Source organism: Streptomyces sp. NPDC005931, from assembly GCF_042871235.1.
Taxonomy (GTDB): Bacteria; Actinomycetota; Actinomycetes; order Streptomycetales; family Streptomycetaceae; genus Streptomyces.
Window position 1 is genome coordinate 194008 of the sequence record NZ_JBIAIG010000003.1, and the last position, 14141, is coordinate 208148.

Sequence of the window (14141 nt, forward strand, 5' to 3'; positions counted from 1 at the left end):
TTGCGTGCCACCGTGCGAGAAGGGGGACGCACCTTGCATCAGCCGCCCGCTCAGCGCACCGCCGAACCCGTCGCCCGGGAGCAGGTCATCGCGGCGGAGGCTCCTGCACGGGAGTCGGATCTGGCGGATCTCGCGGCCCTGCCCCTGACCGCCGTGGACGGCCTCGCTCCGCTCGGCCCCGGCGCCCGCCTTCTCGCGGAGGTCCTCAGGTCCCGGGGCGGCATCAGGGGCGGTGGCGAGCCGGGCGGCCGGGCCGAGTGACCGGCACCGCGCAGTGACCGGGGTGCCCGCGTGGTGCTCCCGCACGCCCGCCCATCGACCGGAGGTGCCCCGGCCATGACCAGCGAGCAGCGCGTACCCCCCTTCCGCATGCCCGGGGAACTCTTCGCGGAACTGGCCGCCGGGGGCGGTTCCGCACGGGCCGTCACCTTCCTCGAGCAGGGAGAGCGCGCACGCCGGTTGTTGCTCCTGCGCACCCTGCTGGACCATCTGCACGCACTGCCGACCCCGCTGACGCCGGCGGCCGAGGCGTGGCGGGTGTTCAAGGAGGCCGCGGAGCGGGCGCCGGTGCCGGTCGAGCGGCTGCTGCTCGCGCCGACGACCGGGGCGTGGATCGCGCACATGCTGCGCAGGACGCACGGCACGGCCACCGGGCCGCCGTTGTGGGCCGAGGCGGGCCGGCTCAACGTCCTCGCGGTGACCGCGTCGCTGCTCGCCGGCACGGAAACGGTTCTGCGCGTTCCCCTGACCGATGGTGCGCTGCCCCTGCCGGGCCTCGGTCTGGCCCGGCTGACCGGCGGCACGGGTGGCGTCACGACGGGCCGGGCGCGCACGCGGGCGGGACGGCTGACGCTCACCGGGCCGGATCGCTCCGGCCGGCCGACGGCCTTGGAGTGCCGACCGACGCCGGTACCGATCACCGGGGCCGGGCGGTGCACCGGAGGGCCGGGGACGGCCCCCAAGGCCCCCTCGCGTTCCGGGGGAGCGGCGCCGGTCCGCCCCGAGGGCCCGCGTGCGGGGGCGTCGGTAGGGGGCAGCGGGGCTGATGGCACTGAGGTGCCGACGCAGGTCGGCACGACTGGGCGCGCCGGGGCGTCGGGGGGCGGGTGGCAGGTGCCGACGGCTGGGGCGTCGGGGAGCGTGGGGGCCGCGCGGGTGGCCGAGGTCTCCGGTGGTGAGGGGTCCGTGCCGAGGGCGGCCGGGAGCACCGGTGGGGACGTGTCGACGCGGGTCGGCGAGGCCGGGCCCGCCGGGGCGTCGGTGCGGGTGGCCGCCGGGGCGTCGGAGGGCGGGCTGCCCGTGCCAGTGGCTCAGGCGCCGGGGGACGAGCAGGCCGTACCGGTGGCCGGCGCGTCCGGGCAGGAGGGGGCCGTGACGGTGGCGGCCGAGGGACCCGGATCCGCCGGGGCCGTGGCGGTGGACCGCGGTGCTCCCCCCGACGCGCAGTCCACGGCCGCCCCCGCAGGGGATGCCGTGCCCTGCTGGCTGCCCCTTCGGACCCTGACTCACTGCACGGCCACCGGGCCCGTCGCCATAGCGCTCGAAGACCTGGACCCCTACCGGGACCTCGACGGCGCCGTACCCCCCGCCCGTCTGGACGCCGACGAGGCCGAGGCGTGGCAGCGGTTGTTCGACGAGGCGGCCGGAATCCTGGCCGCGGGCGGTGCCGCGGGGCCGCCCGGGCGGCTCGACCCCTGCGTGATCCGGGCCGTCGTGCCCTGGGAGCGGACCAGCCCCAGCCCGGAGCCGCCCCCCGACGTCCGCGTGTCCGCCTCCAGCGGCGACTCCTACGGCGCGATGGTCATCGCCCGCCCCTCCTGCGCGGCGTCGCTCGCCGAGGCGATGGTCCACGAGTTCCAGCACAGCAAGCTCGCCGCCCTCGTCCATCTCTTCCCCCTGCTCGACGACGACCGCGCCGAGCGCTTCTACGCCCCCTGGCGACCCGACCCGCGGCATCTCACCGGACTGCTGCACGGCGCGTACGCCTTCACCGGCGTGGCCGGTTTCTGGCGGGACCACCTGGCCGACCGGGAGCACGCCGAGCCGGCCGCGTACCACTTCGCGCTGCGCCGCATCCAGGCACGGCTCGTCGTCCGCACCCTCCTGACCAGCGGCCGGCTCACCCCGGCCGGGCACGGCCTGGTCGGCGGGCTCGCCCGGACCCTGGACGGCTGGCTGCGCGAGCCCGTGGACCCCGCCGCGCTCGCCCGGGCCCGCACGGCAGCCGCCCTGCACCGCACGGAGTGGCGGCTGCGCAACGTGGCCCCGCCGGAACCAGACGGCGGCCTTCCCGCGAGGGAAGCGCCCGGCACCGGCGGCGACCTCCGTCTCCGCCCCGATCGCACTCCCTGGCCCGACACCCGCACCCACGCCTTCGCCGCCCGCCCCGCCGCCCCCCGTATCCCCGACGAACACCTCGCCGCCGGTGATGCCGCCGCTGCGCTCGACGGGTACGCCGAGGCGCTGGACCGCGAGCCCGGGGACCCGCACACGCTCGCCGGATGGATCGTCGCCCGCGCGTCGCTGGACCGGGGCCGGGCCGCCCGCCGGCTGCTGGCGCGGCCCGAGCTGGCGTGGACCGCGGCGGGCGGGTCGTCGACCGGTATCGATCGGAACTCTGTTCGTCCGGCAGAGGGGTGAACCCCCGCTCGGATGGTCAGGATGGAGGCATGACCTACCATGTCGACTCCGAGGCCGGGCGGCTGCGCCGCGTCATCCTGCATCGGCCCGATCTCGAGCTCAAAAGGCTCACCCCCAGCAACAAGGACGCCCTCCTCTTCGACGACGTGCTCTGGGTGCGCAGGGCGCGCGCCGAGCACGACGGATTCGCCGACGTCCTGCGCGACCGGGGAGTCGCCGTCCATCTGTTCGGTGACCTGCTCACGGAGACGCTGGCGATCCCGGCGGCCCGCTCGCTCGTCCTCGACCGCGTCTTCGACGAGAAGGAGTACGGACCGCTGGCCACCGACCACCTCCGCGCGGCGTTCGAGACGCTGCCCGCGCAGGAGCTGGCCGAGGCCCTGGTCGGCGGCATGACCAAGCGGGAGTTCCTGGACGCCCACCCGGAACCTACCTCCGTGCGCTTCCACGCCATGGAACTCGACGACTTCCTGCTCGGGCCGCTGCCCAACCACCTCTTCACCCGCGACACCTCCGCGTGGATCTACGACGGCGTCGCCATCAACGCGATGCGCTGGCCCGCCCGGCAGCGCGAGACCGTGCACTTCGAGGCGATCTACCGCCACCACCCGCTGTTCCGCCAGGAGTCGTTCAACGTCTGGTCCGAGGGTCAGGCCGACTACCCGTCCACCATCGAGGGCGGGGACCTGCTGGTGATCGGCAACGGGGCGGTGCTGATCGGCATGAGCGAGCGCACCACCCCGCAGGCCGTGGAGATGCTCGCGCACAAGCTGTTCGCGGCCGGTTCCGCCGAGACGATCGTGGCCCTGGACATGCCGAAGCGACGCGCGTTCATGCACCTCGACACGGTGATGACGATGATCGACGGCGACACCTTCACGCAGTACGCGGGCCTCGGCATGCTCCGCTCGTACACCATCGAGCCGGGCGTCGGGGACAAGGAACTGAAGGTCACCGACCATCCGCCGGAGCACATGCACCGCGCGATCGCCGCCGCGCTCGGGCTGAGCGAGATCCGGGTGCTGACCGCCACCCAGGACGTGCACGCGGCCGAGCGCGAGCAGTGGGACGACGGCTGCAACGTGCTCGCCGTCGAACCCGGCGTGGTCGTCGCCTACGAGCGCAACTCCACCACCAACACGCACCTGCGCAAGCAGGGCATCGAGGTGATCGAGATCCCCGGCAGCGAGCTGGGCAGGGGCAGGGGCGGGCCGCGCTGCATGAGCTGTCCGGTCGAACGGGACGCCGTCTAGGCGGCCTGTCACCCACGTCACCCGACACTGGTCGCATAGAAATTCAAGGGCTCGTATAGAATTCCAGCCGACCCTGTCCCTGCACCTCCTGGAGCGCCCCCATGGCGACAGTCCCGACCGCCCTCGCCGGCCGCCACTTCCTCAAGGAGCTGGACTTCACCGAGCAGGAGTTCCTCGGTCTGCTCGACCTGGCCGCGGAGCTGAAGGCCGCCAAGAAGGGCGGGACGGAACAGCAGTACCTGCGGGGCCGGAACATCGCGCTGATCTTCGAGAAGCCCTCGACCCGCACCCGTTGCTCGTTCGAGGTCGCCGCCGCCGACCAGGGTGCCTCCACCACCTACATCGATCCGAGCGGCTCGCACATCGGCAAGAAGGAGTCGGCCAAGGACACCGCCCGGGTGCTCGGCCGGCTGTACGACGCGATCGAGTTCCGCGGGGACGCCCAGTCCACCGTGGAGACGCTGGCCGAGTACGCCGGGGTGCCCGTCTACAACGGCCTGACCGACGACTGGCACCCCACCCAGATGCTGGCCGACGTGCTCACCATGACCGAGCACGGCGCCAGGCCGCCGAGGGAGATCGCCTTCGCCTATCTCGGCGACGCCCGCTTCAACATGGGCAACTCCTACCTCGTCACCGCCGCCCTGCTGGGCATGGACGTGCGCATCGTCGCCCCGAAGACCTACTGGCCCGCCCAGGAGATCGTCGACCGCGCCCGTGAGCTCGCCGTGTCCAGCGGGGCCCGCATCACGCTCACCGAGGAGATCGCCGAGGGGGTCGCGGGCGTCGACTTCGTGGCCACCGACGTCTGGGTCTCCATGGGGGAGCCCAAGGAGGTCTGGGACGAGCGGATCGCCGCCCTCGCGCCGTACGCGGTGACCATGGACGTCCTGCGCGCCAGCGGCAACCCGGACGTCAAGTTCCTGCACTGCCTGCCGGCCTTCCACGACCTGGGCACCAAGGTCGGCCGCGAGGTGTACGAGGCACACGGCCTGGAGTCGCTGGAGGTGACCGACGAGGTGTTCGAGTCGGCGCACTCGGTCGTCTTCGACGAGGCCGAGAACCGCATGCACACCATCAAGGCGGTCCTGGTCGCGACCCTCGCCTGACCGGTTCCTCAGGCCGGGCGGCGCTGGCGCGGCAGCACCGGCAGCCGGAACCACACCGCCTTGCCGGACTCCGTCGGGCGGTGACCGCACGACGAGCTCAGGGCGCGGATCAGCAGCAGTCCACGCCCGTGCTCCTGCCAGGGGTCCGGCACGGCGGGTGCCGGGCGGGTGAGATCGCCGGGTGGCACCGGATCCGCGTCGTGCACCTCGACCTGGCAGCCCGTCGGCAGCAGCTTCATCACCAGCTCTATCGGGGCGCTGCCGGACGTGTGCTCCACGGCGTTCGCCACCAGCTCCGCGGTCAGCAACTCCGCCGTGTCGGTGTCGGGGGAGTGCTCCAGCTCGGCCAGGGCCGTGCGGACCAGTGCGCGGGCCACGGGCACGGCCGCGGTCGTGTGCGGCAGCGCGACGCGCCAGGAGGCGGAGGCGGGCGGGCGTTCGTGCAAGGCGGGTCCGTTCATGGAGCAGGCTGTCCTGCTGTCAACAGGGAATCGTACGACGCGCCCGGCGAGGCCCGTCGAGCGGGCGCCGCCGGAACCCTCGTCGGGCACCGTCCGGAGCGTCCGGCCCCGGCAACGGGCGGCCTACCCGGGTCCACGCCCCGCCTCCCGCGCCGGCTCCGGTCGTTACGCGGATGTCGACGAGCCGTGACGGCCGTGACGGCGCCGGGCCGGGCGGCGAGGCGGCGCGGCGCGCCCCCGGGATCGCGATGGGCGGCCCCGTGGGATGGCGACGTGGCGGTCCCCCGGGCTCGCGGCGCGGTGCGCCCTGCGGGATCGGTGTGGTGCGCCCCGTGGGATCGCGGCGAGGCAGCCCCGTGGGATCGCGGCGGTGGAATGTGCCGGACCGCGGCCCCGCTGCCTATTGCGCTCTCGTGACGACAGTCATGAATCGGTGATAGCTTCGTGGGGTAGAGCTCAGTGAGCCGCGCAGTGCCCGCCCGAGGAGGCCGCCCTCATGAGTCCCTTCACCGGCTCCGCCGCCCGCACCGCCCGCTGGGAGCACCTGCGCGTCGATCTCGACGACGGCGTCGCCACCGTCACCCTCGCCCGCCCCGAGAAGCTGAACGCGCTCACCTTCGGCGCCTACGCCGATCTGCGCGACCTGCTTGCCGAGCTGTCCCGGGAGCGAGCGGTACGGGCCCTGGTGCTGGCCGGGGAGGGGCGCGGCTTCTGCTCGGGCGGGGACGTGGACGAGATCATCGGCGCGACCCTGTCCATGGACACCGCCCAGCTCCTCGACTTCAACCGGATGACCGGACAGGTGGTGCGCGCGGTGCGGGAGTGCCCGTTTCCGGTGATCGCCGCGGTGCACGGCGTGGCGGCCGGCGCCGGCGCGGTCCTCGCGCTGGCCGCGGACTTCCGGGTCGCCGACCCCACCACGCGCTTCGCCTTCCTCTTCACCCGCGTCGGCCTGTCCGGCGGTGACATGGGCGCGGCCTACCTGCTGCCGCGGGTGGTCGGCCTCGGCCACGCCACCCGGCTGCTGATGCTCGGCGAGCCGGTCCGCGCCCCGGAAGCCGAGCGCATCGGCCTGATCAGCGAACTCGCCGACGAGGGCGGCGCCGGCGAGGCCGCCCGCGCCCTGGCCCGCCGGCTGGCCGACGGACCCGCCCTGGCCCACGCCCAGACCAAGGCCCTGCTCACGGCCGAACTGGACATGCCACTGTCGACGGCGATCGAACTGGACGCCTCCACCCAGGCCCTGCTGATGAACGGCGAGGACTACGCGGAGTTCCACGCGGCCTTCACCGAGAAGCGGCCCCCGAAATGGAGGGGGCGATGAGTGCGCCGGCCCCAGCGGCGCGGGGCGCCGCGCGACCGGCCACGGACGACCGGCGGCCGCGGGCCACGACGGGCCACCCCCGGCGCATCGCGGTCATCGGCGGAGGCCCCGGCGGTCTCTACGCCGCCGCCCTCCTCAAGCGCCTCGACCCCGGCCGCGAGATCACCGTCTGGGAACGCAACGCCCCGGACGACACCTTCGGCTTCGGCGTGGTCCTCTCCGACGAGACCCTCGGCGGCATCGAGCACGCCGACCCCGACGTCTACCGCGCCCTCCAGCGCCACTTCGTCCGCTGGGACGACATCGACATCGTCCACCAGGGCGTGCGCCAGACCTCCACGGGACACGGCTTCGCCGCCCTCGGCCGGCGCACCCTGCTGGAGATCCTGCACGCGCGCTGCCGGACCCTCGGTGTCGACCTGCGCTTCCGCGCCGAGGCCCCGGACCCGGCGCGGCTGGCGCAGACGTACGACCTGGTCGTAGCCGCCGACGGCGTGCACAGCACCACCCGCGCGGCCTTCGCGGACGTGTTCCGGCCCCACGTCACCGGCCACCGCTGCCGGTACATCTGGCTGGCCGCCGACTTCGCCTTCGACGCCTTCCGGTTCGAGATCGCCGAGACCGAGCACGGCGTCGTGCAACTGCACGGCTACCCCTATGCGGCCGACGCCTCGACCGTCATCGTCGAGATGCGCGAGGAGGTGTGGCGTGCCGCCGGCCTCGACGCACTCGGCGGGAGCGAGTCGGTCGAGCGCTGCGCCAAGATCTTCGCCGACGCCCTCGTCGGGCGCCCGCTGAAGTCCAACAAGTCGGCCTGGACCACCTTCCGCACGGTCGTCTGCGAACGCTGGTCGCACGGCAACCTCGTCCTCCTCGGCGATGCCGCCCACACCGCCCACTTCTCCATCGGCTCCGGCACCAAGCTCGCCGTCGAGGACGCCCTGGCCCTCGCCGCCTGCCTCCACGAACAGCCCGACCTCCGGGCCGCCCTGACCGCCTACGAGGCGGAGCGGCGACCGGTCGTCGCCTCCACCCAGCGCGCGGCGCGGGCCAGTCTGGAATGGTTCGAGAACCTGGACCTGTACCTGGACCAGCCGCCCCGGCGGTTCGCCTTCAACCTGCTCACCCGCAGCCGCCGCGTCACCCACGACAACCTGCGGCTGCGCGACCCCCGCTTCACCGAGGCGGTGGAGCGGGAGTCCGGCTGCCCGCCCGGCACCCCGCCGATGTTCACCCCGTTCCGGCTGCGCGGCCTGACCCTGCGCAACCGGGTCGTCGTCTCGCCCATGGACATGTACTCGGCGGTCGACGGCGTCCCCGGCGACTTCCACCTCGTCCACCTGGGTGCCCGGGCGCTGGGCGGGGCCGGGCTGGTGATGACCGAGATGGTGTGCGTCAGCGAGCAGGGCCGCATCACGCCCGGCTGCGCCGGTCTCTACACCGGCCGGCAGGCCGAGGCATGGCGGCGGATCACCGAGTTCGTGCACACCCGGGCGCCCGGCACGGCGATCGGCGTGCAGCTCGGTCACAGCGGCCGCAAGGGCTCGACCAGACTGATGTGGGAGGGAATGGACGAGCCCCTGAAGGACGGCAACTGGCCCCTCGTGGCAGCCTCTCCGCTGCCCTACAAACCCGGCAGCCAGACCCCGCGCCAACTCTCTCGCGCCCAACTGACGGACATACGCGAGCAGTTCACCGCCGCCGCCCGGCGGGCCGGGCGAGCCGGGTTCGACCTGCTCGAACTGCACTGTGCCCACGGCTACCTGCTCTCCGGTTTCCTCTCCCCGCTGACCAACCGCCGTACCGACGCCTACGGCGGATCGCCGGAGAAACGGCTCCGCTTCCCGCTGGAGGTGTTCGACGCGGTGCGCGAGGTGTGGCCCGGGGACCGGCCCATGACCGTCCGCATCTCCGCCACCGACTGGGCCGAGGGGGGCACCACCGCCGAGGAGGCGGTGGAGATGGCCCGCGCCTTCGCCGCGCACGGCGCCGACGCCGTCGACGTGTCGACCGGACAGGTCGTGGCCGAGGAGCGGCCGGAGTTCGGGCGGTCGTACCAGACACCGTTCGCCGACCGCATCCGCCGGCTGGTGGGCGTGCCGGTGATCGCCGTCGGCGCCATCTTCTCCTGGGACGACGTCAACTCGCTGATTCTGGCAGGACGCGCGGACCTGTGCGCGCTGGCCCGCCCGCACCTCTACGACCCGCACTGGACGCTGCACGCGGCGGCCGAGCAGGGCTACGACGGACCGGGAGCGGTCTGGCCGGCCCCCTACCGGGCGGGCAGCAGACGCCCGCGGACCGGTCGCACGGACGCGCCCAAACCCCGGCTCACCCTCGGGACGTGAACCGGTCCGGCGTCGCGGTCGTGGTCCCGCCCGACGGGCCGGGGCGGTCCGGTCACACCCCGACGAACGCGGCCCCCGCGTCGTGCAGCCGCTCGTGCAGCCCGCGGAAGACGGCCGCCGAGCGGGCGCCCGGCCAGTTCCCGGGGAGCAGCCGGGCGGGCAGGCCGGGGTCGGCGTACGGGAGGTGGCGCCAGGAGTCCAGGGCGAGGAGGTAGTCGCGGTACGCCTCCTCGGCAGGGGTGTCCGCCCGCCGCTCCCAGGCGTGCAGCACCCGCTCGTGGCGGTCCAGGAAGGCCTCGTGCTCCTTGGCGATCCCGGCCAGGTCCCACCATCGGGCGACCGCGTCCGCGGTGGGCGTGTAGCCGAGGTGCTCACCGCGGAAGAACTCCACGTACCCGTCGAGGCGCAGCCGTTGCAGGGTGTGCCGGGTCTCCTCGTAGAGCCGCGCGGGCGCGACCCACACGCCGGGGGCGGCGGTGCCGAAGCCGAGGTCGGACAGCCGGGAGCGCAGCACGTGCCGCTTCTGCCGCTCGGACTCCGGCACGGAGAACACGGCGAGCACCCAGCCCTCGTCCTCGGGCGGCTCGCCGGCGTAGATGCGGCGGTCGCCGTCCTCCAGCAACTGACGGGCGTCCCGGGACAGTTCGTAACCGGCCGCGCCCCGGTCGGTGCGGGCCGGGACGAGCAGCCCGCGCCGCTTGAGCCGGGAGACCGAGGAGCGCACGGACGGGGCGTCCACGCCGACCGCGGCCAGCAGCCGGATCAGCTCGGCGACGGGCACGGGGCCCGGCACGAAGCGGCCGTACGCGCCGTAGAGCGTGATGATCAAAGACCTCGGAGCGTGCTGCGCTTGCTGGTCGGACACGTTGATCATCTTAGGTCGTGCGGTCGGGATCCGTTTCCCGGCCTCCCCGCGGACCGCCGGGACCCGTGGTCGCGTCACGCAGCCGGAACCGCTGGAGCTTGCCGGTGGCCGTGCGCGGCAGCGCCTCCATGAAGACGATTTCGCGGGGGCACTTGTACGGCGCGAGCTCCGACTTCACGAAGGCGCGCAGGGCGTCGGCGTCGCGTGCGGCGCCCCGGGCGACGACGTACGCCACCACCACCTGTCCCCGTGCCTCGTCGGGCCGCCCCACGACGGCGGCTTCGACCACGTCCGGATGGCGCAGCAGGGCGTCCTCGACCTCGGGGCCGGCGATGTTGTACCCGGCCGAGATGATCATGTCGTCGGCGCGGCCCACGTACCGGAAGTAGCCGTCGGGCTCCCGGACGTAGGTGTCGCCGGTGATGTTCCAGCCGCCGCGCACGTACTCCCGCTGGCGCGGGTCGGCGAGATAGCGGCAGCCGACCGGTCCGCGCACCGCGAGCAGCCCCGGCTCCCCGTCGGGCACCGGCGTGCCGTCGGCGTCCTGCACCCGTGCCTGCCAGCCGGGTACCGGCACGCCCGTGGTCCCCGGCCGGATGTCCTCGTCGGCCGCCGAGACGAAGATGTGCAGCAGTTCGGTGGCGCCGATGCCGTTGATGATGCGCAGCCCCGTCCGCTCGTGCCAGGCCCGCCAGGTGGCCACCGGAAGGTTCTCGCCGGCGGAGACGCAGCGGCGCAGGCAGGAGACGTCGTGGGCGTCGAGCGCGCCGAGCATCGCCCGGTAGGCCGTGGGCGCCGTGAACAGCACCGACACCCGGTGCTCGGCGATCGCGGGCAACAGCTGGGCGGGACCCGCCTGTTCGAGCAGCAGCGCGCTCGCGCCCGCCCGCAGCGGGAAGACGACGAGTCCGCCGAGGCCGAAGGTGAAGCCGAGCGGCGGGCTGCCCGCGAACACGTCGTCGGCGCGCGGCCGCAGGACGTGCCGGGAGAAGGTGTCCGCGATCGCCAGGACGTCCCGGTGGAAGTGCATGCAGCCCTTGGGCCGCCCGGTGGTGCCCGAGGTGAAGGCGATCAGCGCCACGTCGTCGGCCGCAGTGTCCACGGCGTCGTACGGGGTGCCGGGCGCCGGGCGGCGCAGCAGGTCGTCGGGGGAGTCACCGCCGTACGTGGTGATCCGCAGCCCGGGGACCTCGGCCCTGGCGAGGTCGTCGACCGAGCGGATGTCGCACAGGGCGTGGGAGACCCGGGCGATCGCGCAGACGGTGCTCAGTTCGTGCGGGCGCGCCTGCGCCAGCACGGTGACCGCGACCGCGCCCGCCTTGAGCACCGCCAGCCAGCACGCGGCCAGCCCCGGTGTGGTGGGCCCGCGCAGCAGCACCCGGTTGCCGGGGACGACGCCGAGCTCGCCGGTGAGGACGTGCGCCAGCCGGTCGACACGGGCGCGCAGGTCGCCGTAGGTCCAGCTGTCGCCGTCGGGCGTGCGGAAGGCGGGGCGGTCGCCGGGCGGGCCGTGCAGCAGCGCGGCGGCGCAGTTCATCCGGTCGGGGTAGTCCAGCTCCGGCAGGTCGAAGCGGAGCTCGGGCCACTGGCCGGGTGGCGGGAGATGATCGCGGGCGAAGGTGTCGACGTGGGCGGTGCCCCGTGGATTCATGACGATTCGCCCCCTTGGCGTGGTGGGCTCGCATCAGGAGCGTATCGTGTTGGTGACGACAGTCAACGGTCCGCGATAACCTCGGCAGTGGCCCAGCGGGGCGGAGAAGGGACCGGCGATGACCGCATTCTCGCTCGAACCGGCACAACTCGCCTGGTGTGCAGAGCTGCGCACGCTGGCCGCCGAACGGCTGCGCCCGCTCGCCGACAAGGGGGAACCGGGCCGGGTCGACCGCCCCCTGGTCGCCGAACTCGGTGCCCTCGGCCTGCTGCCCCGCCTGTTCACCTCCGGCGCCCTCGACCTGTGCCTGATGCGCGAGTCCCTCGCCTACGCCTGCACCGAGGCGGAGACCGCGCTCGCCCTCCAGGGACTCGGCGCCCATCCCGTGCATGCCCACGGAACCCCCGCACAGCGCGCCCGCTGGCTGCCCCGGGTGGGTGACGGCAGCGCGGTGGCGGCCTTCGCACTGAGCGAGCCGGGGGCCGGCTCGGACGCGGCGGCGCTGTCCCTCACCGCTCACCCGGACGGCCCCGGGCGCTGGCGGCTGACCGGCGAGAAGCGCTGGATCTCCAATGCGCCCGAGGCCGACTTCTACACGGTGTTCGCCCGCACCACCCCGGGCGCCGGTGCCCGGGGCGTCACCGCCTTCCTCGTGCCCGCCGACCGCCCCGGCCTCACCGGCACCGCCCTGGACATGCTCTCCCCGCACCCCATCGGGTCCCTCGCCCTCGACTCCGTGCCGGTGACCGCCGTCGACGTCGTCGGCGAGGTGGACGAGGGCTTCCGGGTCGCCATGGACACCCTCAACCTGTTCCGTGCCAGCGTCGGCGCCTTCGCCGTCGGCATGGCGCAGGCGGCCCTGGACGCGACCCTCCGGCACACCGCCGGGCGGGAGGCCTTCGGCGGCAGGCTGAAGGATCTCCAGGCCGTCTCCCACCAGGTCGCCGAGATGGCCCTGCGCACCGAGGCGGCCCGGCTGATGGTGTACGCGGCGGCCACGGCGTACGACGCGGGCGCCGACGACGTCCCCCAGCGCGCCGCCATGGCCAAGCTGCTGGCCACCGAGACCGCCCAGTACGTGGTCGACCGGGCCGTCCAGCTCCACGGCGCACGCGCCCTGCAACGCGGACACCTGTTGGAACACCTCTACCGCGAGGTCCGCGCGCCCCGGATCTACGAGGGGGCGAGCGAGGTGCAACGAAGCATCATCGCCAAGGAGTTGTACAAGGGCCTGGAGGACCGGTGACCACCGAGCGCGTCAACCCGCCCGACCTGTCCCCGCCGGCCGGTTTCTCGCACGCCGTCGTCGCCACCGGCAGCCGTGTGGTGTTCCTGGCCGGTCAGACCGCCCTCGACGCCGACGGCGGGGTCACCGGGGACACGCTGCCCGAGCAGTTCGAGCGGGCCCTCGCCAATCTGCTGGCCGCCCTGCGCGCGGCCGGCGGCACCCCGGCCGACCTGGCCCGCGTCACCGTCTACGCCACCGACGTGGCCGCGTACCGCGCCCACGCCCGTGAACTGGGCCGGGTGTGGCGCGAGTTGGCGGGCTTCGACTACCCGGCGATGGCCGTCGTGGAGGTCGTCCGGCTGTGGGACGAACGGGCGTTGCTGGAGCTGGACGGATTCGCGGTGCTGCCCTGAGCCCACGCGGATAGCCTTGCCGCATGCCGGACATCGAGCTGAGCGCGGGGACCGTCGAGTACGAGGACACCGGAGGGGACGGCCCGGTCGTGGTGCTGCTGCACGGACTGGTGCACGATTCCTCCGTCTGGCGGAAGGTCGTCGAGCAACTCCGGCACGACCACCGGCTGATCGCGCCCACCCTGCCCTACGGCTCCCACCGCAGGCCGATGACCCGGCCGCCCACGCCCGACCTGGTCAACGAGCTGATCCCGGAGTTCCTGGAGCGGCTCGACCTGCGCGACGTCACCCTCGTCGAGAGCGACTGCGGACGCGCCCAGACCGTCGCGGCCCGGCACCCCGAGCGACTGGCACGGCTGGTGCTGATCTCCTGCGAGGCGTTCGACAACTACCCGCCGGGGCTGCCCGGCAAGATGATCGGTCTCGCGTGCAGGGTGCCCGGCGGGATCCCGCTCATGGTCCGTGCCCTGGGCCTGAAACCGCTGCGCCGGCTGCCGGTCGGCATCGGGGCGCTCACCAAGCGCCCCGTGCCGGACGAGATCGTCGACCGCTGGCTGCGCCCCCTGCGCACCGACCCGGCTGTCCGGCGCGACTTCCGGCACTACAACACCCACGTACGGCGCACCGAACTGCTCGAAGCCGCCCAGGGCCTGCGCCGCTTCGACCGGCCCGCGCTGGTCGTCTGGGCGACCGAGGACCTGATGATGCCCCGTGACCACGGCGTTCGGCTGGCCGAGCTGCTTCCGCGGGGCCGGCTGGTCGAGATCGGCGACTCGCGGACCCTGATCGCCGAGGACCGGCCGCAGCGGCTCGCCTCGCTGCTGCGGTGGTTCGTCGCCGAGAACTGAT

12 protein-coding genes are annotated in these 14141 nt (G+C 73.9%); 9 read left to right on the plus strand and 3 right to left on the minus strand.

Translation table 11 applies throughout. The features are described from left to right. Positions 1 to 33: 33 nt before the first annotated feature. The 4 genes from ACFYOV_RS08505 to argF all read left to right on the plus strand — a co-directional run bounded on the left by ACFYOV_RS08505 (position 34) and on the right by argF (position 5002). On the plus strand, positions 34 to 261 hold the full coding sequence (locus ACFYOV_RS08505; protein ID WP_389084495.1) for a hypothetical protein: 228 nt from the start codon (positions 34 to 36) through the stop codon (positions 259 to 261). A 75-nt stretch (positions 262 to 336) separates the two neighbouring features. Then, on the plus strand, positions 337 to 2640 hold the full coding sequence (locus tag ACFYOV_RS08510; protein WP_389084498.1) for an aKG-HExxH-type peptide beta-hydroxylase: 2304 nt from the start codon (positions 337 to 339) through the stop codon (positions 2638 to 2640). Between the two features lie 29 nt (positions 2641 to 2669). After that, entirely contained in the window at positions 2670 to 3893 is a 1224-nt protein-coding gene (locus tag ACFYOV_RS08515; RefSeq protein WP_389084500.1) for an arginine deiminase, read from the plus strand. Between the two features lie 101 nt (positions 3894 to 3994). Then, on the plus strand, positions 3995 to 5002 hold the full coding sequence (gene argF / locus ACFYOV_RS08520) for an ornithine carbamoyltransferase (protein ID WP_389084503.1): 1008 nt from the start codon (positions 3995 to 3997) through the stop codon (positions 5000 to 5002). 8 nt (positions 5003 to 5010) lie between these two features. Here the strand turns inward: argF and ACFYOV_RS08525 are convergent, their stop codons facing one another. Further along, entirely contained in the window at positions 5011 to 5463 is a 453-nt protein-coding gene (locus ACFYOV_RS08525) for an ATP-binding protein (protein ID WP_389084505.1), read from the minus strand. A gap of 496 nt (positions 5464 to 5959) precedes the next feature. Between ACFYOV_RS08525 and ACFYOV_RS08530 the strand changes: the two genes are divergently transcribed. Both ACFYOV_RS08530 and ACFYOV_RS08535 read left to right on the plus strand, forming a co-directional pair. Beyond that, positions 5960 to 6787: an enoyl-CoA hydratase family protein gene (locus ACFYOV_RS08530; protein ID WP_389084508.1), complete on the plus strand. Its 828-nt coding sequence runs from the start codon at positions 5960 to 5962 to the stop codon at positions 6785 to 6787. Next, positions 6784 to 9135 carry a bifunctional salicylyl-CoA 5-hydroxylase/oxidoreductase gene (locus tag ACFYOV_RS08535; protein WP_389084510.1) on the plus strand — a complete coding sequence of 784 codons (2352 nt, stop codon included), beginning with the start codon at positions 6784 to 6786 and terminating at the stop codon, positions 9133 to 9135. The genes ACFYOV_RS08530 and ACFYOV_RS08535 overlap by 4 nt, the downstream gene beginning before the upstream one ends. Positions 9136 to 9187: 52 nt before the next feature. Here the strand turns inward: ACFYOV_RS08535 and ACFYOV_RS08540 are convergent, their stop codons facing one another. Together ACFYOV_RS08540 and ACFYOV_RS08545 are read right to left on the minus strand one after the other, a co-directional pair. Continuing rightward, positions 9188 to 10009 (minus strand): PaaX family transcriptional regulator C-terminal domain-containing protein, encoded by an 822-nt coding sequence (locus ACFYOV_RS08540; RefSeq protein ID WP_389084513.1) that lies wholly within the window; start codon positions 10007 to 10009, stop codon positions 9188 to 9190. Position 10010: 1 nt separating this feature from the next. Next, a complete protein-coding gene (locus ACFYOV_RS08545) occupies positions 10011 to 11651 on the minus strand; it encodes an AMP-binding protein (protein ID WP_389084515.1) in 1641 nt (546 codons plus the stop codon). 118 nt (positions 11652 to 11769) lie between these two features. Between ACFYOV_RS08545 and ACFYOV_RS08550 the strand changes: the two genes are divergently transcribed. Genes ACFYOV_RS08550 through ACFYOV_RS08560 form a run of 3 tightly spaced genes read left to right on the plus strand, consistent with a single transcriptional unit; the run spans position 11770 to position 14140 of the window. Beyond that, positions 11770 to 12897: an acyl-CoA dehydrogenase family protein gene (locus ACFYOV_RS08550; RefSeq protein WP_389084517.1), complete on the plus strand. Its 1128-nt coding sequence runs from the start codon at positions 11770 to 11772 to the stop codon at positions 12895 to 12897. Beyond that, a complete protein-coding gene (locus ACFYOV_RS08555; RefSeq protein ID WP_389084519.1) occupies positions 12894 to 13292 on the plus strand; it encodes a RidA family protein in 399 nt (132 codons plus the stop codon). The genes ACFYOV_RS08550 and ACFYOV_RS08555 overlap by 4 nt, the downstream gene beginning before the upstream one ends. Positions 13293 to 13315: 23 nt before the next feature. Beyond that, positions 13316 to 14140, plus strand: coding sequence for an alpha/beta fold hydrolase (locus tag ACFYOV_RS08560; RefSeq protein ID WP_389084521.1), 825 nt, complete (start codon positions 13316 to 13318; stop codon positions 14138 to 14140). Position 14141 lies beyond the last annotated feature (1 nt).